Source organism: Chloroflexota bacterium (assembly GCA_016235055.1).
In the GTDB taxonomy this organism is placed as follows: domain Bacteria; phylum Chloroflexota; class Anaerolineae; order JACRMK01; family JACRMK01; genus JACRMK01.
Map to the genome: position 1 here is coordinate 26,277 of JACRMK010000046.1, position 20,879 is coordinate 47,155.

15 protein-coding genes, 4 tRNA genes and 1 pseudogene are annotated in these 20,879 nt (G+C 65.2%); 13 read left to right on the top strand and 7 right to left on the bottom strand.

Going from position 1 to position 20,879, the window contains the following annotated elements; translation table 11 throughout:
• Positions 1-206: 206 nt before the first annotated feature.
• The 6 genes from HZB53_10700 to HZB53_10725 all read left to right on the top strand — a co-directional run bounded on the left by HZB53_10700 (position 207) and on the right by HZB53_10725 (position 5,772).
• Positions 207-1,319, top strand: a complete 1,113-nt coding sequence (locus HZB53_10700; GenBank protein ID MBI5878114.1) for an aminopeptidase P family protein — start codon at positions 207-209, stop codon at positions 1,317-1,319.
• A 244-nt stretch (positions 1,320-1,563) separates the two neighbouring features.
• A complete protein-coding gene (locus HZB53_10705; GenBank protein ID MBI5878115.1) occupies positions 1,564-2,319 on the top strand; it encodes a viroplasmin family protein in 756 nt (251 codons plus the stop codon).
• A 258-nt stretch (positions 2,320-2,577) separates the two neighbouring features.
• On the top strand, positions 2,578-3,339 hold the full coding sequence (locus HZB53_10710) for a C-GCAxxG-C-C family protein (GenBank protein MBI5878116.1): 762 nt from the start codon (positions 2,578-2,580) through the stop codon (positions 3,337-3,339).
• Between the two features lie 192 nt (positions 3,340-3,531).
• Positions 3,532-3,927 (top strand): hypothetical protein, encoded by a 396-nt coding sequence (locus HZB53_10715; GenBank protein ID MBI5878117.1) that lies wholly within the window; start codon positions 3,532-3,534, stop codon positions 3,925-3,927.
• Between the two features lie 58 nt (positions 3,928-3,985).
• Entirely contained in the window at positions 3,986-4,672 is a 687-nt protein-coding gene (locus HZB53_10720; protein MBI5878118.1) for a response regulator transcription factor, read from the top strand.
• Positions 4,669-5,772 (top strand): HAMP domain-containing protein, encoded by a 1,104-nt coding sequence (locus HZB53_10725; GenBank protein MBI5878119.1) that lies wholly within the window; start codon positions 4,669-4,671, stop codon positions 5,770-5,772. The genes HZB53_10720 and HZB53_10725 overlap by 4 nt, the downstream gene beginning before the upstream one ends.
• A 37-nt stretch (positions 5,773-5,809) precedes the next feature.
• Here the strand turns inward: HZB53_10725 and HZB53_10730 are convergent.
• Positions 5,810-6,274, bottom strand: a pseudogene (locus HZB53_10730) (hypothetical protein).
• 165 nt (positions 6,275-6,439) lie between these two features.
• Between HZB53_10730 and HZB53_10735 the strand changes: the two are divergent.
• Positions 6,440-7,351, top strand: coding sequence for a hypothetical protein (locus tag HZB53_10735; GenBank protein MBI5878120.1), 912 nt, complete (start codon positions 6,440-6,442; stop codon positions 7,349-7,351).
• 368 nt (positions 7,352-7,719) lie between these two features.
• Here the strand turns inward: HZB53_10735 and HZB53_10740 are convergent.
• A tRNA-Trp gene (locus HZB53_10740) sits at positions 7,720-7,778 on the bottom strand.
• A 431-nt stretch (positions 7,779-8,209) separates the two neighbouring features.
• Between HZB53_10740 and HZB53_10745 the strand changes: the two genes are divergently transcribed.
• The 4 genes from HZB53_10745 to HZB53_10760 all read left to right on the top strand — a co-directional run bounded on the left by HZB53_10745 (position 8,210) and on the right by HZB53_10760 (position 10,672).
• Positions 8,210-8,282 (top strand) — tRNA-Pro (locus tag HZB53_10745).
• Between the two features lie 9 nt (positions 8,283-8,291).
• A tRNA-Gly gene (locus tag HZB53_10750) sits at positions 8,292-8,363 on the top strand.
• 453 nt (positions 8,364-8,816) lie between these two features.
• Positions 8,817-8,889, top strand: a tRNA-Ile gene (locus tag HZB53_10755).
• Between the two features lie 70 nt (positions 8,890-8,959).
• Positions 8,960-10,672 (top strand): M3 family oligoendopeptidase, encoded by a 1,713-nt coding sequence (locus HZB53_10760; protein ID MBI5878121.1) that lies wholly within the window; start codon positions 8,960-8,962, stop codon positions 10,670-10,672.
• Positions 10,673-10,718: 46 nt separating this feature from the next.
• Here HZB53_10760 and HZB53_10765 read toward each other — a convergent pair whose 3' ends face one another.
• From HZB53_10765 to HZB53_10780, 4 genes are all read right to left on the bottom strand, one after another.
• Positions 10,719-11,369, bottom strand: coding sequence for an HAD-IB family phosphatase (locus HZB53_10765; GenBank protein ID MBI5878122.1), 651 nt, complete (start codon positions 11,367-11,369; stop codon positions 10,719-10,721).
• A 262-nt stretch (positions 11,370-11,631) separates the two neighbouring features.
• Positions 11,632-12,018 carry a hypothetical protein gene (locus HZB53_10770; protein MBI5878123.1) on the bottom strand — a complete coding sequence of 129 codons (387 nt, stop codon included), beginning with the start codon at positions 12,016-12,018 and terminating at the stop codon, positions 11,632-11,634.
• An 11-nt stretch (positions 12,019-12,029) separates the two neighbouring features.
• Positions 12,030-13,628, bottom strand: coding sequence for an amidohydrolase (locus HZB53_10775; GenBank protein MBI5878124.1), 1,599 nt, complete (start codon positions 13,626-13,628; stop codon positions 12,030-12,032).
• Entirely contained in the window at positions 13,618-15,024 is a 1,407-nt protein-coding gene (locus HZB53_10780; protein MBI5878125.1) for a hypothetical protein, read from the bottom strand. Before HZB53_10780 ends, HZB53_10775 begins: the two co-directional genes overlap by 11 nt.
• A 193-nt stretch (positions 15,025-15,217) precedes the next feature.
• Here HZB53_10780 and HZB53_10785 point away from each other — a divergent pair, with 193 nt between their 5' ends.
• Entirely contained in the window at positions 15,218-16,168 is a 951-nt protein-coding gene (locus tag HZB53_10785; protein MBI5878126.1) for an NAD-dependent epimerase/dehydratase family protein, read from the top strand.
• Positions 16,165-16,557, top strand: coding sequence for an EamA family transporter (locus HZB53_10790; protein ID MBI5878127.1), 393 nt, complete (start codon positions 16,165-16,167; stop codon positions 16,555-16,557). The genes HZB53_10785 and HZB53_10790 overlap by 4 nt, the downstream gene beginning before the upstream one ends.
• A 92-nt stretch (positions 16,558-16,649) precedes the next feature.
• Here the strand turns inward: HZB53_10790 and HZB53_10795 are convergent, their stop codons facing one another.
• Positions 16,650-20,570, bottom strand: a complete 3,921-nt coding sequence (locus HZB53_10795) for a S8 family serine peptidase (GenBank protein MBI5878128.1) — start codon at positions 20,568-20,570, stop codon at positions 16,650-16,652.
• Positions 20,571-20,879: the final 309 nt, after the last annotated feature.

A 20,879-nucleotide genomic window follows, 5' to 3' on the forward strand; every position in this document is an offset into this window, starting at 1 on the left:
AGAGAACGCAGAGGACGCAAAGAAATGCAGAGAAACAAAGATCGCCACGGAGACACAGAGAAGACCTTTGGTTTGGTGAAGACATCGGAGACTCAGTTTTGCGCTCGATTTTGGGTTTCCTTTGCGCTCTTTGCGTCCTTTGCGGTTCAGGTCTCTTGATAAAGGCTTTCTCTGCGGTAAAAGATTGATACTAGCGAGGAGCATCGATGGACACACTGCACGCACGCATGAACGCGCTGCTGGAGCGCTATCAGCTTGACGCCATCGTCGCCAGTTCGATGGAGAACGTCTTCTACCTGACCGGCGCGTGGATCATGACCCAGAAATACATCCCCGACCGGCTGGCGATGGTCGTCTGGCCGCGCGGCGGCGAGCCGGCGTTCATCGTTTGCACGATCGAAGAGGGGCTGGCGCGCCGCGATTCGCGGATCAAGAACGTGCACGGCTACGTCGAGTTCCAAACCTCGCCGATCGAGACGCTGGCCGAGGTGCTGCGCGGCATGGGACTGGAGCATGCGCAGATCGGCTTCGAGCGCAAAGTGCTCGTCGCCAGCTATTCTGACGAACTGCATGCGCGCATGCCCGCTGTTTCATGGCTCGGCGGTGACGCGCTGTTCGACGAACTGCGCATGCTCAAGTCGCCGGAAGAGATCGTCACCCTGTCGCACGCCGCATACACGGCCGACGGCGTCACGCGCGACGCCTTCCAGATGGCGCGCGCCGGGCGCACCGAAAAAGAGATCGGCGACTGGATGCAGATGGAGTTGCTCATGCGTGGCGCGAGCGAGGGCGTTTTTCTCGTGCTCGGCGCGGGCGACGCGGCCGGGTTGGCGCACCCGTCGCCGCGCACGCGCGCCCTGCAGAACGGCGACGTCCTGCGCGTGGATTTCGGCGGCCTGTTCGGCGGCTACTATGCTGACATGGCGCGCACGATGGTCGTCGGCACGGCGACGCAACGCCAGCGCGATGACTACGCCCGCCTCTGGCAGGCCCAGCAGGAGACGATCGCGGCGCTGAAGCCGGGCGCGCGCGCCAGCGACGTATACCGTCTCTGCGAGCGGCGGGCGAAGGAACTCGGCCTCGACTTCAGCATGCCGCACATCGGGCACGGCATCGGCGTCGGCCTGCACGAGCACCCGATGCTCTCGCCGCGCCACGACACGCTCATCGAGGAGAACATGGCGTTCATGGTCGAGCCGTCCTGCCGCAACGCCGACGGCAGCACCTTCCACGTCGAGGACCTGGTGATCGTGCGCGCCAGCGGCCCGGAGATCGTCTCGCGCGCCGCGAACTGGGAGAAGCTGCCGGAGATCGTTTGAGGCGGCAGGGAAAGAATACTAACCGCAGAGCACGCAGAGAAAACCAGATTACCACGGAGGCACAGAGGCACAGAGTGATTTCGATCTGATTACTCTGTGCCTCCGTGACTCTGTGGTGGAGTGCGGCTGCAAGAAACTTTGCCGCAGAGAAAAAAAGTGAGACACGGAGAACGCTCGGGCCCGTTTACCGATTTTCCTCTGCGTCCTCTGCGGTTAATGACAGTTTACTATCCCGAACCAACCGATGCCAAGCAAATACTACGCCGTCCGCCGCGGCAAGCGGCCCGGCATCTACGACACATGGGACGCCTGCTCGGCGCAGGTGACCGGCTTCGCGGGCGCGCAGTTCAAGTCGTTCGCGACGCGCGCGGAAGCGGACGCGTACCTGGCCGGCGCGCGGCAGGCGCACACATCGGCGTCGCGTGCTGAGAAAGCGGCGCCCCGTGCGGCGCCGGCGCGCCCCCGTACCGCGCGCGTGGCGGTCAAACCCGCCGAGCCGGCGGAGGAGCCGCGCGCGACGATCTTCACTGACGGCGGTTGCTTCGAGAACCCGGGGCCGGGCGGATACGGCGCAGTTGTGATCGACGGCGGCAAGCGCCGCGAACTGTCAGGCGGCTTCCGGCGCACGACCAACAACCGCATGGAGATGATGGCGTGCATCGCGGGGCTGCGCGCGCTGTCGCACGACGGTCCCGCAGCACTCGTGACCGATTCGCGCTACGTCGCCAACAGCCTGAGTAAGGGCTGGGCGAAACGCTGGCGCGCTGCGAAATGGCTGCGCGAGAGCAAACGCGTGCCGAACGCCGACCTGTGGGCCGTTCTGCTCGGCCTGAGCGAGCAGAAGCATGTCTCGGTGCGCTGGGTGCGCGGCCATGCCGGGCACGCCGAAAACGAGCGCTGCCACACGCTGGCGACGCAGGCGCTCCAGCGCGGCGGCTGGCCGGCCGACGAGGGCTACGAGCGCGAACGGGAGGCCGGACTCTCCGGTGGCGGCGAGTAAGCGGGCACCATCGTCTTTCCGCGATTCGTTCATTATGGCTTCACAATTGTGTAGAATAATCATGAACGGAACCCAAGAGGACTTCAGGCGGACCGAGCGCCGAAAGTGGCTCGGCAAGGCGATCGAGCACCGTTCCGCTGACGCCGGCAGGGCCATGGACGGCAAGGAGACGAGGTTGTGATTGCGCCAGCAAAGAAAGTTCCAGCCCTTCAAACCATACGCACCTTTCTGAAAGAGGGAACCTGATCGGAAACGATTATGGGCGTCGTGGACCGCTCATTCGACCACCCGTTGAAACTTGAGGAGAACGCCTCAATGCCTCTGGCGGGCGGTGTCATGGGAAACGGCTACCAATGCGGAATGCTTTGGGGCGGGGCACTCGCCGCCGGCGCACAGGCATATCGACTTTATGGTGCGGGCGCCCAAGCGGAAGTGGAAGCCTTGTTTGCATCACAACGACTGGTGGAGTCGTTCCAAAATCGCGCCAAGGCTGTCAATTGCGCTGAAATCACGGAGTTGGAATGGCAGAAGCCGTCGAGAGGTCAGGTAGTCAAATTTATCGCCAGGGGCGGACCGATTGGTTGTTTTCGATTAGCCGGCGACTACGGCCAGATTGCATTCGATACGATCAACCACGCGCTTGGCGAAAAGCATATTGATGCACCTTCGCTTCCCGTCAGTTGCACCGCCGTGCTGGCGCAGAAGATGGGCGTATCGGAAATGCATGTGGTGATGGCGGCCGGACTGGCGGGCGGGATTGGTCTATGCGGCGGTGCGTGTGGCGCATTGGGTGCCGCCATTTGGATCCAGGGGATCCATACGCTCCAACATGGCGGCAAGCTGAGTTTCAGCTTCAATGCGACGACGGAGCCGATGCAGACTTTCCTGGCAAGCTCCGACTATGAATTCGAGTGCGCCAAAATCGTTGGCCGCAAATTCGAGACTGTGGCCGACCACGCGAGCTACGTTCGCGAAGGCGGTTGCGCAAAGATCATCGACGCATTGGCAACCACCCGGTAGCATCGACTCCACAATCGGCCGAACATCACGCGGTCGCTCAGTTGGACTCTATCCGGATTGAGCATCGAAGCGCGACCCAGCAAGGCGATTGAAGACCGCCGTACTCCATCATCCTTCCGTGCCGCATTCATAATTGCTTCACAACCTCATGGCACACTCCTGTATAGAATCCAACATTTACAGGAGGCAACCATGAGTGGTAAAGTGATTGCGGGCGTGTTGCTCGTGCTGTTCCTGCTGGCGGCGGTGGCCTTTGGCGTCGGCCTGCCGGCGTACCAGTTTGGCGTGGCGCAGGGCCTGGCCGACAGCGGCAAGATCGTCGCGCCGCCGGCGGGCGTGCCGTATATGTACGGACCGGGCATGCATTTCGGGCGCTTCGGCTGGGGCTTCGGGCCGCTGAACTGCCTGTTCCCGCTGCTCGGCTTCTTCATCGTGCTCGGCGTGCTGCGTATGCTGTTCTGGCGCGGGCCGCGCATGTGGCGGCACGGGCGCTGGGGCGAGGGCGGCGTGCCCCCGATGTTCGAGGACTGGCATCGCCGCGCGCACGGCGAGACGCCGGCCGAGCCGCAGACCAAGACGAACCTGTAACGCCGTTTGATGTGCAGACCCTTCGGGTTCCGAAAACCCGAAGGGTCGCTGGTGTTTCATGAAAACGATTCTGGTGGTGGACGACGAACCGAAGATTGCGCAGATTGCCCGCGACTACCTGGAGCACGCGGGCTTCGCCGTTGCCACCGCCGGCGACGGCCGCAGCGCACTCGCGCAGGCGCGCAGTGTGAAGCCCGACCTGATCGTGCTCGATCTTGGCCTGCCGGAGCTTGACGGGCTTGATGTGACGCGCATCCTGCGCCAAACGTCCAATGTGCCGATTATCATGCTCACGGCGCGGGTGGACGAGAGCGACAAGCTGGTGGGGCTCGAACTGGGCGCGGACGACTACCTGACCAAGCCGTTCAGCCCGAAAGAGCTTGTCGCGCGCGTGCGGGTCGTGCTGCGGCGCGTGGAGCAGGCATCGAGCGCCGGCACCGAGACGGTTCGCGCGGGCGACCTGCTGCTCGACGTGCCGCGCATGAAAGCGACAGTGGCCGGCCGCACGGTGGAGTTGACGCCGACGGAGTTCCAGTTACTGGCGGCGCTGGCGCGCCAGCCGGGCCGCATCTTCACCCGCGCGCAACTGCTCGACACGGTGCGCGGCGTCGCCTTCGAATCGTACGAGCGCGCGATTGACGCGCACATCAAGAACATCCGGCGCAAGCTGGAGCCCGACCCGCACGCGCCGCGCTACATCCTCACCGTCTACGGCGTCGGCTACAAGTTCGTCGAATCCGCGTGAACCCACGCCACACCCCGCGCCAGCGCCCGCCCTGGTGGCCTGCCGATCAGCCATGGCCGCCGGAATCGTTCGCCGGCCATGCCGAGCGGCGCGCCCTCTTCCGGCAGTTCGGCTGCGTGTTCCTGCTGTTTGCGTTCTTCGCCGTGGCGGGCGCGCTGTCGCTGGCCTGGTTCGTGATGACGCTGCTCGGCGCGGCCCTGCCGATCGATCTGCCGCGCCCGTGGGCGATCGTTGTCGTGATCGCGCTGATCTTCGGGCTGGTAACGATCCTGCGCACCGCGCGCCGCATGGCGACGCCGTTGGGCGATATCGTCGAGGCGGTCGGTCGCGTGGGCGACGGCGACTACACGGTTCGCATCGATGCGCGGCGACCGCGCAGCTTCAACCGGCTGGCACGCTCGTTCAACGCGATGGCCGAGCGCCTGCAGCACAACGACGAGCAGCGCCGCGCGCTGATGGCCGACATCGCGCATGAACTGCGCACGCCGCTGGCGGTCATCCAGGGACAGGTCGAGGGGATGCTCGACGGCCTCTACCCGCGCGATGACGCGCACCTTGCGCCGCTGCTGGACGAAACGCGCTTCCTGACCCGCCTGATCGAAGACCTGCGCACGCTCTCGCTGGCGGAGACGGGCACGCTGCCGTTGCAGAAGGAGCCGGTCGACGTGGCGGTGCTGGCGGCGGACGTTGCCGCGTCGTTCCACGCGCAGGCCGAAGCGAACGGCATCACGCTGGCCGCCGAGTTTGCCGGCGGCGCGCCGGCCGTGGCGGCCGACCCGACGCGCATCCGTGAAGTGCTCTCGAACCTGATCGCGAACGCGCTACGCTATACGCCGCATGGCGGGACGATCACCGTGCGCGGCGGCACCACACGCGACACCAACATGGTCACGATCGAGGTCACCGACACCGGTTCCGGCATCGCCTCGGACGACCTGCCGCATATCTTCGACCGGTTCACGAAGTCGCGCGATTCCGGCGGCTCGGGGCTGGGACTGGCGATCGCGAAGAATCTGGTCGCGGCGCACGGCGGTGAGATCCGCGCCGAGAGCGCGCCGGGGCAGGGAACGACCATCACCTTTTCGCTGCCAGTCGCGTAATAAACGAACCACCACAGAGACACAGAGGCACAGAGAATCACTTCTTGATCTCTGTGCCTCTGTGCGTCTGTGGTATAGTTGTCCTCAAACAACCCGGGAGCGTATCTATGGACAAACTCGCGTCACCGCTCTCCATCATCTGGCTGCTGCTGTGCACAGCGGGCGGGGGCATGCTCGGGGCGATCGCGCTGCGCATGACGGCGCCGAGCGAGACGCCGCCGCGCTCGTTGCACAGCAGGCCGTAGTGCGCCTGGCCGATCTTCAGCGCGCTGGCGTCGTTGCTGTGTGCGCGCTGCAGGAACGCGACCGCCGCGGGGCCGCGCACTTCGTAGCGCCCCATATGCGACACGTCGAAGATGCCGGCGCGCTCGCGCACCGCCTTGTGCTCGGCGATGTCGCCGCTGTAGCGGACCGGCATCTCCTAGCCGCCAAACGGCACCATCGTCGCGCCCAACTGGCGATGCACGGCGTACAAGACCGTCTTTTTCAGTTCGTTGCTCATCGATCCTCCGCCCGGCACAATTCACGCCGCAGTGCATGGCACGCGGCGTGACCGATTGTAGCACAAGCGGCGCAGTGCGCTTTTTGCAGGAACGGTTGAATGTTGACACTGGCATACCCGAGAACTAGAATACCGTCGATGGAATTCAGGTTCAAGGGAGCATATATGGATGCGAATGCATACGAAAAGCTAGTTCAAGACTTGGAGCGACTAGCAGATCAGGCGACGGGATCGGCTCAAGCAGTTCGATCTGAACCTTTGAGGCAGGTTGCAACCATTTTTGCCAGGAATATCTCCAACCTCTTTGGCTTGGCCGACCTTCCACTGTTTACAATGACAGCTACGTTTTCGTCGGTGATGACCGTGGCGGCAAGTGCTGACCCCAGTCTGCGTGAGTCACTTAGGACACTTATCGAAGGTGGAAGGATGGCGACTCTGCTTAAGCCAATTGTAGATTGGCGGAAGATAGTATTTCGCACGCTTCTCGAGAAGGAGCAGAGTGTCGAGTCATCCGTTAACCAACTCATATACTTGCTTGTAGCCCACCTTTGGACTTCATTTGAGGTACTCGCAACCGACTTATGGATCGCGACAGTAAACTGTCATCCGGACCTGCTCGTACAGCGAATTTCCAAGAGGTCAGAAAATGGCCAGCCCAGCAAACAATTCCGAGTCGAAGTCCTAGCAAAGTACGATTATAACGTAAAGGCTCACATGGGAACGTTGTTAGCAAGAAGGTTTGGGTTTAGCGAAGGTATCAATGGAATACAGGCTGCCTATCTGACGATATTTCAGAAAGAACACCGCGCAGAAATTGAAAGTCTATTCAAAACTGAAGGTCTGTTTCGCCTTGAGGAAACGCGCCATCTAATCGTACACCGCGCGGGCATCGTTGATGAACGGTTCAACTCTCACATGAAGGCCGACTTTGAGATTGGCAGCTTGCTAGAATTGACGCCGAGTTCTGCTTTCGATCTCGCATCTGCGGCGGTACGGGCAGGTTGTGCCCTCGTGAGCCTATGTGACAATTGGCTTTCGAAGCATGACCAGCAGGAGCGGAGGCCGGACGCTCCCTGATCTGCCGCACAACCTCGAAGCGGGGTGCCCACCCGGCCCGATCGCCTCGCCCGCACCCTCCATCGCGCCGCCCGAATCCTCATCCGACGTTAGCTCGCCCCCACGCCCGCGAGCACATGAATAGAACGCCAAGCCGTCGCATCGAGCTTCGATGCGGCGTGGCGTTTCGCGTCTTTCGCGTCATTTCGCGCCTTTCGTGTTCCGAAGCTTTCGGCGCGGACGTTTGGATCACGAGAGCCGCGAAACGGGCGAAAGACGCGAAAGGGACGCATCCGCCGGCGCGTCTTCGCGGCCTGGCCGCGAGCGCGTGAACACAACAACAAACCGCTTCAAACCTCGATGCGTCCGCTTCGTTATCAAGCAAGGGAGAAAGGACTTGAACCTTCGTCCCTCCATTTTGGAGCCGGATGCTGCGCCGAATTGAGCTACGGCACTATTGTGCGACCTCGCTTGGCATCGGCACGCGGATTCCCAACCTTAAAACTTGCGTCTGGTGCTTGACAATTTAGAACAATTGTTCTATAATTAGCTTGTGTGCGTCCGCTTTCGGCGCGCGCCGTCCCATTTGAATCCCGCGCCGGATCGTTTGATTTATCACGTGTCCCGGCCCAATGAAATCGGCCTGAACGACGCCGGCACGCTCATTCTTTGAAAAACGACGAAATCAAACGCGACGGTCCAACCTGCCCCGTTCCCGCGCGGCGCGAACAGAGGCAGGAGCCGGCTCCCTCGCCTGCGACGCCGATGTTGCGTCGCGGGAGAGGGCTGGGGTGAGGGCCAAGGCGACTGCGAAAAACCATGCTCCCGCTTTTCCGATGTTTGACGATTCGGCGCGCCTCTCTTATACTGAGAAACGGACGGGGTGTGGCGCAGCTGGTAGCGCGCATCGTTTGGGACGATGAGGCCGGTGGTTCGAACCCACTCACCCCGACTTTTTTCTGCGGGTGTAATTCAGTGGCAGAATGCCTCTCTTCCAAGGAGGACGTCAGGGGTTCGAATCCCCTCACCCGCTCTGGCTGGCAGCATATGCAGAAATGTGGCGCTTGCAGAAGCATCAAACCTCTCACCGAGTTTAATTTCCGCGATTCGTTAAGAACCAGGCGCCACACAGTCTGCCGGGAGTGCCAGAGAGGCTACAAGCGGAAGCATTATCTTCGCAATCGCGACGCATACAAGGAACGCTCAGCACGCCAGAAGACTGAGCGCATTGAGCGCAGTCATAAACCGGTGGCAGAGTATCTCAGCGCCCATCCTTGCGTGGATTGCCATGAAACAGACATCATCGTGCTTGAGTTTGACCATGTGCGAGGGAAGAGCCGGTCTATAGCGCGCATGATCAATGATGGTGTATCGTGGGAGCGTATTCTAGCCGAGATCGACAAGTGTGAAGTGCGATGCGCAAACTGCCATCGCAGGCGAACAGCCGCTCAGTTCGGCTGGTGGAAGCATTGACCAAACACAATTCGGGCCTGTAGCTCAATGGTCAGAGCAGCGCCCTCATAAGGCGTTGGTTGCTGGTTCGAGACCAGCCGGGCCCATCCATCTTCGGACACAAGCCGCCCTCACCGTGCGGCTTATTTTTTGTCCACCTTTATGTGAGGTCTTGCCATGCCCGATTTCTCAGCCCTGCCGCGCTACGCGCCCCGCCAGTGGGTGCCCGACCGCTTCGACCCGTCCGAGCCGGCGCAGATCGAAACGCTGTACGACCAGCTCGCCGAGCAGAACCTGGCCTCCCCGGCCGCGCTCGAGCAGTTTCTGCGCCGCTGGAGCGAGTTGACCGATGCGATCCAGGAAGTCGGCATCCGGTGCTATATCGCCATGACCTGCCAGACCGACGACGCGACTGCCGCCGAGGCGTACCGCCAGTTTGTCACCGGCGTCGCCCCGCTCGTCAAGCGGCGCGACAACGAACTGGAGAAGATGGTCCTCGCCTCGCCCGCGCGCAGCGCGCTGCCGGCGGCGCGCTACGCCGTCTTCGACCGCGAGGTGACGCGGCGCGACGAGATCTACCGCGAGGCCAATGTCGCGCTGGAGACGGAAGACGAACTGCTGGCGCAAGAGTACACGACGCTGATCGGGTCGCTGACCGTGCAGTTCGACGGCGAGGAGCGCACGCTGGCGCAGTTGTATCCGGTGCTCGAAGAAACCGACCGGGCGCGGCGCGAGGCGGCCTGGCGCGCCATGAACGAGCGGCGCTACCGGGAGCGCGAGAAGCTCGACGCCATCCTGGACCGCATGATCGGCCTGCGCGAGACGATCGCGTGCAACGCCGGCTTCGCCAACTTCCGCGACTACAAATTTGCGCAGTTGCTGCGCTTCGACTACACGCCGGCCGACTGCTTCGCCTTCCATGACGCGGTCGAGCGCCACGTCGTGCCCCTGCTGCGGCGCATCCAGGCCGCGCGCCGCGCGCAAATGGGGTTGGGCGCCCTGCGCCCCTGGGACACATCGGCCGACCCGCTCGGCCGGCCGCCGCTGCGCCCGTTCGCGACCGCCCGCGAGTTGATCGACGGCTGCGCGCGCATCTTCACGCAGGTCGACCCGGCGCTGGCGGCGCAGTTCGCGCAGATGGACCAGCGCGGCGTGCTCGATCTGGAGAACCGCAAAGGCAAGGGACCGGGCGGCTACCAGGAGCTGCTGCCGGAGTCGCGCGTGCCGTTCATCTTCATGAATGCCGTCAGCACCGATGGCGACGTGATGACGCTGCTGCACGAGGGCGGCCATGCCTTCAACGCCTTCGCCACGCAGAGTGAATGGCTGAACACCTACCGCCACCCGCCGATGGAGTTTGCCGAGGTCGCCTCGATGAGCATGGAACTGCTCGGCGCGCCGCACATCGAGGCGTTCTACGCGCTGGCCGACGCGCAGCGCTCGCGCACGCAGCACATGGAAAGTACCGTGACGGTGCTCTCGTGGATCGCGATCGTGGATGCGTTCCAGCATTGGCTGTACACCGCACCGGGCCACACGCACACGGAACGCAACGCGGAGTGGGCGCGCCTTTACGCGCGCTTCGGCGGCGAGGCCGACTGGACTGGGCTGGAGGCGTACCGCGACAGCATGTGGCATCGCCAGTTGCACATCTTCGAGGTGCCATTCTACTACATCGAATACGGCATCGCGCAGTTGGGGGCGTTGCAGATCTGGCGCAACATGCGGCAGGACCGCGCCGCCGCGATCGCCGCCTACCGGCGCGCGCTGGCGCTGGGCGGCTCCCGGACCCTGCCGGAGATCTACGCCACGGCCGGCATCGAGTTCAAGTTCGACGCCGGCACCGTCGCGCCGCTGATGGAGCTCGTCGCGAAGGAACTGGGCATATAAGAAAAGACCCGAAGGGTTTGGGGAACCCTTCGGGTCTGTCGTTCATCTACTCCGCCATCACCCGCCAGCCGTGCTCGCGCGCCGCGGCCGCCAGCGGCTCGTCGGGCGCGACCGCCACCGGCGCGGCGCTCATTTGCATCATCGGCACATCGGCGGCGGTGTCGCCGTACGCCGCGACCAGCGCATCGCCGTTCAGCGCGGTGCGCAGGCGCTCGGCCTTCAGCGGGCCGACCGTCATCGGCCCGGTCAGCCGGCCGGTGGCGCGGCCATCGACCATCTCGAAGCCGGTCGCAATCGCCTCGGCCCCGAGCCGGCGGGCGAACGCTTCCAGCACGGGCAAGTACGAGCCGGAGGCCAGCACGACCCGGCGGCCTTCTTTCCGGTGCGCCTCCAGTTCGGCGATGACGGCCGCGCGCCGTTTCGGCCACAGTTCGTTCTCGACGACCCACTCGCCCATTTCGGCCAACTGCTCCGGCGTGCTGCCCTTAAACAGCCCAACCAGATCGATCAACCAACTCTGGCCGAACTTGTCGCGATCCATCCAGCCTAGTCGGACAGCGACGATGCCCGGCACGCGCGTGAAGAAGAAGCGGCGGTACGCGCCGGACTGGCCGCTCGCTTCCAGATAGCGGCCGATGCCGCGCCAGGTGGCGCCGCTCGACAGCGTCCCTTCCAGGTCCGATGCAACGACGGGCATGTGTTATGTCCTCGATCGCGTCGTGATGAATTGCCGATCCGCGAATAACGCGAATCGACGATACTTCTTCAAGTAGAGCGCGGTCTCATGGTTGTCATGCTGAGCGCGAAGGTCGAACTATTGGCCTATCGTGCGCTTCGCGCGCGAAGCGCCTGAAATGCAGCACTTCAGATGTCTCGCGCGAGCGACGAGCCAAAGGAAAGAAGTCTTGCCTTCGCGCTCAACATGACAACATGACAAATTGGGGCACGGCCAAGTCGAATCAGTATGACCACCACGTTTCCGCCGCGCGAGGGCGCCGCGCATACCATTCGACGAAGCGCAGTTCGCGGCGGCCTTGCGCCGGGGTGATCAGAATGGCGGTCTTCCCGTAGCGCACGCGGATGCGCTTGCGCAGGGATTCCTCGTCCCGGTCATGATCGACGACCGCGCGCTGGTGAACTGCCACGAACTCGTCGGCATAGCGCAGCCGCTCGTCCGGTGGCAGCGAAGCCCACCACGCCGACTCCGCATTCACCTTATGTCGCTGGGCCTCGAATCGATAGTGCCGAATCGCCGTTTCCACAAGACTCTCCGCGTCGACCCCTTCGGCCTGCGCGGCCGCGCGGATCTGCGACGCCAGCGGCTCGTGAACCACCAATTCACTCATCCGACCTCCTGTTACTTCCGCTCGTAGACGAACTTGCCGCCGACCATCGTCAGGTCCACCTTGACGTCGGTGATGCGCGCCGGGTCGATCGTGAAGATGTCCTCGTTCAGCACGGCCAGGTCGGCCAGCTTGCGCGGCGAGATCGAGCCTTTGATGTTCTCTTCGCCGGAGGCGAACGCCGGGCCCATCGTAAAGCCGTACACCGTCTCCTCGACGGTCAGCTTCTGCTCCGGGTGCCAGCCGCCCGGCGGCGTGCCGTCCTTCTTCGTGCGGGTGACGGCGGCGTGGATGTTCGGCATCATGTCGAGCGGCTCGACCGGCGCGTCGGAGCCGAGCGCCAGCATCGCGCCCGAGTTCAGCAGCGTACGGAACGCGTATGTGCGCGCGGCGCGCTCCTTGCCCCAGAAGCGGTCGGCGTTGGCCATGTCGGCCGGCTGGTGGCACGGCTGCATCGAGGCGATGACGCCCAGCTTGGCGAAGCGCCCGATGTCCGCGCTGTCCAGCGTCTGGCAGTGCTCGATGCGGCAGCGCAGTTGGCGCTCGGTCGGCCGCAGTTCTTCGTAGATGTCAAGCATCTCGCGGTTGGCGCGGTCGCCGATCGCGTGGATCGTCGTCGCCAGCCCGTTTTCGATCGCGCGCGACATGCGGTCGTGCAGGACCTCCAGCGGTGTGACGGCGATGCCGGTATTGGCCGGCGCGCCCTCGAACGGCGACAGCATCAGCGCCGTCTGCGAGCCGAGCGTGCCGTCGGAGAACAGCTTGATGCCGCCGATACGCAGCCACTCGTCGCCGAGTCCGGTGCGCAGTCCGAGTGCAATGGCGTGGTCCAGGTCCTCGTCCGGGATGTACGCCAGCACGCGCAGGTTCAGCGCGCCGCGGTCCTTCAGCGCCTGGTACGCCCAGAGGTGATCCTTGAAGACGCCCTCGTTCGACATGTCGTGCACGCTGCTGATGCCGTGCTTGTGCGCGTACGCAATGCCATCCTTCATGGCGTTCAACGCGTCCTCGCGGGTCGTCGGCGGGATGAAGTTGCGCACCAGTCCCATCGCGCTTTCGCGCAGGATGCCGGTCGGCTCGCCCGACTCGTCGCGGTCGATATGGCCGCCCGGCACGTCGGCCGTGTCTTTGTTGATTCCCGCGATCTGGAATGCGACCGAATTGCACCAGAGCAGGTGCCCGTCCGTGCGGCTCAGTGCCACCGGATGGTTCGGCGCGACGCGATCGAGGTCCTGGCGCGTCGGGTAGCGGTTCTCGACCCACTCGGTCTGGTCCCAGCCACGCCCTTGAACCCACTGGCCGGCGGGCGTCTTCGCGACACGCTCGGCGACGCGCTTGAGCGCCTCCTCCAGCGACGGCAGATCGTTGTGATCGACCATCTGCATCGCCTGCGACATCGAGGCGAAGTGCAGGTGCGCGTCGCAAAACGCCGGCACCACGGTGCGCCCCTTCAGATCGACCGCCTCGACGCCGGGCCGGATCAGGTCCTTGAGGTCCTTGTCCATGCCGGCCGTGACGAACTCGCCGTTGCGAATCACGATCGCCTGCGCGCGCGGGCGGCGTGGATCCATCGTATGAACGTTGCCGTTGTACAGCACCATGTCAATCTTCATCGTGTCGTTGTCTCCCGGGAAGTAATGCTCGCAAGCGGGCGAGCAGGTTGCTCACAAAATCGGCCAGCCGCTGCAGGATGCCTGGCGCGGCCGGCGGCGCATCGACGAGGCTGGGCGGGGCGTGCTCCAGCAGACGCGCTGTCACGCCGCCGGCGTCGTCAAAGTCGAGACGCGCATAGTTGAGGCGACGCAGGGCGGCGTATGCGTCCGGTTTAGCGAACAGTTCGCGCCAGCGGCTGTCGTTGGCCCCGGACAGGTCCAGTTGCCAGACCCAGCAGCCGGTATTGATGTAGCGCGCGCCGTTCCGCAACTCCATATCGACCGGCCGGTGCGTGTGCCCCAGCAGGACGACCGTCGCGCCATTCGTCTGCGACAACTGGGCGGCGCCGTCGATCAGGCGACGGTCCTGCTCCTCCTGCATCTGCTGAGCCGTCGCCTGCGGATCGGCCGACGCGCCGGGCGCCGGCGTTTCGCGGGCGACCGCGTCCATTTCATCCAGCGCGTGGCCCAACAGCGCATGCACTTCGGCGCGATAGGCGTCGCTGGTGCGGTAGCGCTGGGCAGCGAATTCGGGGTTCGTTTGCAGGTTCGTCAGCCACGAATCGCGGATCTCGTCGCGCACGCCGGCCAGGCGCGGCGCGGCGCGCAACAGCGCGACCAGCGTGCGGAACGCAAACGACGGGTCGTATTTGAGCGCGTGCCAGACCAGCGCGCCGATCGGCTTGACGCCGTCCACCCAGTACTTGTCGCGCTCGACGCGGTTGAAGAACTCGATGACGAACTTCGAGCCCCACGGCGTCTCGATCTGCGACGGATCGCCCGGCGCGAGCGGCGCAGCCATGTCCCGGAACCGGTTGGCCGACTCGGCGTACTGGTTGCCATGTTCCATGCAGGCTGCCCCGTGCCGGTAGCTGACGGCTGGGAACTCCACCAGCGTGCGCCGCTCGCCGCCCGCGCCGATCGCCTCGCGCAGCGCCTCCTGCACGGCCGACCAGTACCAGTGCGGGTCGTGGTTGCCGCGCAGGATGACGAGCCGGCGGCGCGGCGCATCGGCGCGCAGCCAGTCGCGCAGCGCGTCGAACAGCGGCCCATGCCCGGCGATGACGTGCCGCAGCCGCTGGGCCGACGCGCTCGGGCCCATATCGGCGTAGTCGGCGGGCGGGTAGTCCTGCGCGGGATCAAACGAAGCAGCGCGTGGCACCTGCAGGAACTCGACGAAATCGCCGTTGATGACCAGTTCGGCGGCGCGGCCGCTCTCCTCGCTCTCGCGCGCCAGCGCGGCCAGCAGCGAGGCGAACGCGCCATCGCTGGCGAAGTCTTCGAGCGTGTTTCCGGCGTAGAACCGGCCCGCCCCGAGATGCAGATCGCTCAGGACGGCGACGATATCGCCTGCCATGCGCGGATTATACCACGGCATGACGGCGTGACAGGATGACAGGCTGGCCGGGTGACACGGTGACACGATGAAGAGATGACGGGATAACACGATGACAAGGGGCAGCTTGGGGCGCACTATGAGCGCAGATTCGCGTTATTCGCGGACAGGTTGTTTTTAAGAAGTCCGACGGTTTGACGGTATAATGCCGCGTATGTCCTTATGTCTCGTAACCGGCGCGGCTGGCTTTGTCGGCTCGACGCTATCTGAGCGGCTGCTTACCGACGGCCACACCGTCGTCGGCATCGATTGCTTCACTGACTATTACGCACGCGACGTCAAAGAGAGCAACCTTGCGACGCTGCGCCGACACCCGCGTTTCACGCTGATCGAGCGAAACCTCGCGACCGGCGACCTCTCGGACGTCATCGACGGCGTTGATGCCGTGTTTCACCAGGCCGGCCAGCCCGGCGTCCTGCCCTCCTGGGGCCGGCTGTTCGACCAGTACGTGACCAACAACATCATCGCGACACAGCGCTTGCTCGAAGCGCTCAAGGGGCGGCCGCTGCAGCGCTTCGTTTTCGCCTCGTCGTCCACCGTGTACGGCGAAACGCCCGACCTGCCGGTGCGCGAGACCTCCCTGCCGCGCCCGATCGTGCCGTACGGCGTCACCAAGCTGGCCGCCGAGCACCTGGTCAATATGTACCACCTCAACTTCGGGCTGCCGGCCGTGATCCTGCGCTACTTCAGCGTGTACGGCCCGCGCCAGCGGCCCGACATGGCGCTCCACAAGTTCATCAATGCCATCGCGCGCGGCGAGACGATCCAGATTCGCGGCGACGGCGAGCAGACGCGCGATGCGACGTACGTGGACGACATCGTCGAGGCGAACGTGCTGGCACTGCGCGCCGGCGACGGCGTGCTCGGCAGCGTGTTCAACATCGGCGGCGGCGAAAGCGCCAGCGTGAACCAGATCATTCAGCACATGGAGCAGATCATCGAGCGCGCCGCCGTGACGACCCATGTGCCGACGCAGCCCGGTGAACTGCGCCACCAGTGGGCCAATACGAGCCGCGCGCACGACGCGCTCGGCTTTGCGCCGCACATGCCGTTCAGTCAGGGCTTGCGCCACCAGATCGAATGGCAAATCGGCGGCGGCCAATGAGCGCAACGGATCCATCGCTGACGCGCGTCTTCATCATTCTTGCGATCAACATCGTTTCGAGCGTCAGCGGCCAGTTGCTGCTCAAGCTCGGTATGCGCAATGCCGGCGGGTTTTCGCTGGATGCCATCGCGCAGGACCCGCTGGTCATTCTGCGCATCGTGTTTAACCCGTTCGTCTTCGTCGGTCTGGTGCTGTACGTGGTGAACGTCTTCCTCTGGCTCGACGTCATCTCGCGCGCCGACCTGTCCTTCGTCTACCCCTTCCTGAGCCTCTCGTACGCCGCTGTCGTCATCGCCTCGTGGCTGATCCTCGGCGAGCAGATGTCGTGGATCCGGCTCGTCGGCGTCGCGGTTGTGACCGTCGGCGTCTATCTCATCTCCCGCAGTTAGCACGTACGATTCTTCGCGGCGACGCAGCGGCACAGAGAAGATCCCTATGGTTCTCTCCATGTCTCCGTGGTGGCCTGGTTCTGGTTTGGCTGCTACTGCCGTATCAGCGGCAAGTACAGTTTGGCGCGCTCCACGAACGTCCACGCGCGGCGCACCAGTACGAAGCCCTCATCGACATCCGCCACCTCGTACTGCGCATAGAACGGATCGGCCGCGGCCGGGTCAAGCTGCACCGTCCACGTCAGCGGCGGCGCGGCAGTCACCATCCCGCTCCAGCGGATGCTGCGCGATGGCGCATCATACGCCAGCGATGGATCACCCAGTGAGAGCAACGTCACGGAGGCCGGCAGCGTCACCGTGACGCGCGCGCCCGCGCCAAACGCCGCGTTGCTCGTCGTCAGGCTCAGTTGGTAGGTGAACGCCGCGCCGGTCAGCACGCTGCTCGGCGCGATCACCGCCGAGTCGCCGAGCGGGCCGAGCCAGCCGGCAACGCGGCCGAGCACCACCGGGCGGGCGGCCACCGGCAGCGTCTCAAATGGAAAGGCGAAATACGCCGTCTTCCAGACGCCGTTCGGCTGGCGCACCGTCACGGCCGATGGCTGAGCGCCGTTCCCGAGGTACGCGGCCGTGGCCGTCACGGTTGGCAGCACGTAGTCGCTAAAATTGTTGAACGGGAACGTCAGCGTGTATGGGCCGAGCCCATCGGCGATCGGGCTGTACCGCGCACCGCCAACGCTGGTGACGGTCACGTCGTTGGTGTACGACAGCACGCCGAGGTACGACGGCGCAAAGCTCGACTGCCCGTAGCGCACATCCAGATAGTCCTGCGACGTGAAGAACAATCGTCCCCCAGCGTTGAGATAGGCCGCCAGCACTGCTTCGTCGTTCGCGCTCAGCGGGTCGAACCAGTCGTAGCCGGTGAACCAGACGACCAGCGGGTACATCTGCATCGTCGCGGTCGACGGCCCCGGTCCGCCGCGCGTGTCGAAAACATCGTACGCGATGCCGGCCGCAGCCAGCGTGGCGGTGTATTTCTGCTCCTGCTCGTACCAGCGGTCGTCGTCCACCAGCAGCAGCGGCGCGGGCGTCTTGCTGGTAACGGTGCGTGTCTGCGCCACGCTCGGATCGCCCTGCGCCTGCACGGCCAGTTGCGCCTGATCCGATGTGTTGCGCGCGGCGTCGGTCGGAATCGTCGTGCGCAGTTCCAGCGCGCGTATTTCGCACGCGCCCAGCGTCAGCGGCGATCCAAGCGGCGCGCCGCCGCTCCAGAGCGCGGTCGGCCACGCCTGGCCGGATAGCGCGAGGTCGAATGCATCGGACACGATGCCGGTATTGCGCACGCTCACGGCATGCGTCACGGTGGCGCCCGGCACGCCGACGGCGATCGACGCGTCGTCGGTCACGCTCAGGCCGTGCACGGCCGGCGCTGCCGTCAGCCAGTTGATGAGCTGCTGCAGCGCAGCCTGGCGCGTGGCGGCCGGGCCCGCACCCTCGAATCCGAACGACAAGTACGCCGCGCGGTACGGCACACAGGTGTCCACGACCAGCCCGGCGATATCGCCGGTGGCATAGCGCGCCAGCGGCCGCGCCGTGGCGTCGAGCGGCTGGACGGCGTCCGTGGAGCCCTGGTTGTGCGCGCTGTCGGTCGTGTTGAGCGTGAACGTGATGCCCTGCAGCGCTTCCCCGCTTATGCCTGCGACGTGGGTAGTGGCCACGGCATCGGCCGCAAACTGCCCATGCAGCCGATACGGGAAGTAGTCGTAGCCGGCGAAGCCCGGCCCGGCGTCCCAGAAGGCGATGTCCTGCCCCGATAGCAGCATCCGCCCGCCGTAGTTGAAGTACTCGATCAGCGTCTGCCCCGCGCCGATATAGTCCGGCGAATCGAACGGCGCCGACCAGACCACGATGTCATACGCCTGCAGGGTCGTCGTGGCCGGCGCGCCGTGCAGCGGATCGCCGATAGCGTGCACGGCGTATGGATAACCGAGCGCGTCGAGCGCATCGCGATAGTACTGGATCTGGCTGCCCATGTACCACGCGCCACTGTCCACCAGCAGGATGGTCGGGGCGGACGCCAGCGCGAAATCGACCGTGAGCAGCGCGTTGGCCGTCAGGCTGACCGTCGCCGTCAGCGCGCGGTGGGCCCAGGCCGATGTGCGCAGCGTGTAGTCGCCGACCGGCAGGGTCAATGTGTAGAAGCCATCGGCGCCGGCGGTCGTCGTGGCCGGCGTGCCGGATGCCTGCACGCTGGCGCTGATCGGTTGGCTGCTCGCTACGTCGGTCAGGCGCCCGCGCACGACGCCGGACGGCAGGCGCAGCAGCGTCGCGTCGAGTGTCGTGGCCTGCGCGGTCGTGATCGCAAGCGCGTTGTTGAGCGCTGGCGCAAAGCCGTATGCAAACACCGAAACCCAGTAGTCGCCCGGCGCCAGCGGTAGGCGGTATACGCCGTCGGGGCCGCTGCTCGCCGTCGCGGTGCGGCTCAGGCGGTCGGTCGCGACGATCTGCGCGCCGGCCAGTGGTGCGCCTTCGGCCGTGATCGTGCCGCTCAGCGTGCCGTAGGCCGTCGCCTGCAAAACCGCCTGGAAGGCGTCCACGCGGCCCCAGCCGGTATTGTTGTTCGGCACGCTCGTCGTCAGCGGCAGGGCCGTGGATGTGATCAGATAGTATGTGCCATCGACCGTCAGGCTGGGCTGCGCCTGCCGGAGCAGCGCGGCCAGGCCCGCCACATGCGGCGCGGCCATCGAGGTGCCGCTCATCAATTGGTAACCACCGCCGGGGACGCTGGAGCGCACACCGACGCCGGGGGCCGACACATCCGGCTTGATGTGACCATCGATCGGCGACGGGCCGCGCGACGAGAAGTAGGCCACCTGGTCGGCGCTGTCGGTCGCGCCGACGCCGAACGACTCGGGGTACGAAGCGGGCGCGCCAACCGTGCCCAAGCCCATGACGCCGTTGTTGCCGTTGGAGAAGACCTGCACGATGCCGGCCGCGCGCACGGCCCGCACATCGTCCTGGAAGACGGTGTCGAAGCCGTTGTCGGTGCCCCATGAGTTCGAGACGATATCCGGCGCCAGCGCCGGGTCGCCTCCGGGCGCAATGACCCACTGGAAGCCGGCGTGAATCCACGAGTCGAGCCCGCGCCCGCTGTTGTCGAAGATCTTCGCGGCGATCCACTTCGCGCCGGGCGCCACGCCGATTGTGTCGCCGGGCGCGCCGCCGACGAGCGTGCCCATCGTGTGTGTGCCGTGGCCGTAACCGTCGCCGGGGTAAAGGTAGCCGCTGCCGGTGGCGTCGAACCAGTTGCCGGTGTGCACCGCCGGGCCGCTGCCGCGATAACCGCGGTAGCGCGTCTGCAGCGCCGGGTGTTGCCAGTCCACGCCGGTGTCGAGATTGGCGATGACGACGCCGGAACCGTCGATGCCGAACGCGCTCCAGACGCGGTCGGCGCCGATCAACTGGAGGTTCCACTCGGCGGCAGAGGCGGCAGCCGGGGCGGCGGGCGGCGCATCGTCCGCTGCCGTGAGCACGCCGTCGACCAGTTGCCGCACGTGATCGGCGCGCACAACCGACACCTCCGACAGGGCAGCCAGCGCGAGAATCGTATCGCGGTCGGCTTCGCCGGCCAGCGCGTTCGCAATCCAGAGCACGCGCGGCGGCCCGGCCTGCCCGGATGTCTGTCGCGCCGCGAGCAGCGCGCGCGCGTTGACCTGCGCCCGGTCGGCGGCAATTTGCAGCGCCGACACGACCGACGCCGCGCGCGGGGCGCGCCCGCCCGTCGTCGCCGGCACCAGGCTGGCGCGCGCCGAGAAATGCGCCACAAATGGCACGCGACCGCCTTTGGTTTGCAGCAGTTGTTTGCGAAGCGCCGGCTCGAGCTTGCGCGCGCTGTCGGGGAACGGCGCGCCGGCGGGCGCGGCGCTGGTGGCCGGCCCACGCGGGTCGAGCAGGGCCGCGCAGAGCAGCAACAGGGGCAGCAGCGCGACCAGCACGCGCGATAGTCGGCGGTTCACAGACAGATGTTACCGATAAAGCGGCGCAGGCGCAAGCGAGTTGTGCGGTAGGAGGTATATTCAGTTCTGGGGCGCAACCAATACGGAGCAAGAACATAGTAGCTCGTTATGTCCGCGTAGGGGCGCATGGCCATGCGCCCGCATCCAGAGGTGCTGCCCCCTGGATTCCCGCGGTGCTCTGCGGCCTTCATCCTGTGCCCGCGCCTGCGGCGCGGAGCGGGGCGAAGCCCCGCTGCACAGGACATCGCGCAGAGCGTTAACCGCCCGCTGGCCCGAAGCCAGCGGGAAACGCGCGGGAGTGACGTCTTG

What these genes read in the sequence shown, in the direction of transcription:
- HZB53_10700 (MBI5878114.1), top strand. Translation starts at nt 207, where the DNA reads ATGGACACACTGCACGCACGCATGAACGCGCTGCTGGAGCGCTATCAG.
- HZB53_10705 (MBI5878115.1), top strand. Translation starts at nt 1,564, where the DNA reads ATGCCAAGCAAATACTACGCCGTCCGCCGCGGCAAGCGGCCCGGCATC.
- HZB53_10710 (MBI5878116.1), top strand. Translation starts at nt 2,578, where the DNA reads ATGGGCGTCGTGGACCGCTCATTCGACCACCCGTTGAAACTTGAGGAG.
- HZB53_10715 (MBI5878117.1), top strand. Translation starts at nt 3,532, where the DNA reads ATGAGTGGTAAAGTGATTGCGGGCGTGTTGCTCGTGCTGTTCCTGCTG.
- HZB53_10720 (MBI5878118.1), top strand. Translation starts at nt 3,986, where the DNA reads ATGAAAACGATTCTGGTGGTGGACGACGAACCGAAGATTGCGCAGATT.
- HZB53_10735 (MBI5878120.1), top strand. Translation starts at nt 6,440, where the DNA reads ATGGATGCGAATGCATACGAAAAGCTAGTTCAAGACTTGGAGCGACTA.
- HZB53_10760 (MBI5878121.1), top strand. Translation starts at nt 8,960, where the DNA reads ATGCCCGATTTCTCAGCCCTGCCGCGCTACGCGCCCCGCCAGTGGGTG.
- HZB53_10765 (MBI5878122.1), bottom strand. Translation starts at nt 11,369, where the DNA reads ATGCCCGTCGTTGCATCGGACCTGGAAGGGACGCTGTCGAGCGGCGCC.
- HZB53_10770 (MBI5878123.1), bottom strand. Translation starts at nt 12,018, where the DNA reads ATGAGTGAATTGGTGGTTCACGAGCCGCTGGCGTCGCAGATCCGCGCG.
- HZB53_10775 (MBI5878124.1), bottom strand. Translation starts at nt 13,628, where the DNA reads ATGAAGATTGACATGGTGCTGTACAACGGCAACGTTCATACGATGGAT.
- HZB53_10780 (MBI5878125.1), bottom strand. Translation starts at nt 15,024, where the DNA reads ATGGCAGGCGATATCGTCGCCGTCCTGAGCGATCTGCATCTCGGGGCG.
- HZB53_10785 (MBI5878126.1), top strand. Translation starts at nt 15,218, where the DNA reads ATGTCCTTATGTCTCGTAACCGGCGCGGCTGGCTTTGTCGGCTCGACG.
- HZB53_10790 (MBI5878127.1), top strand. Translation starts at nt 16,165, where the DNA reads ATGAGCGCAACGGATCCATCGCTGACGCGCGTCTTCATCATTCTTGCG.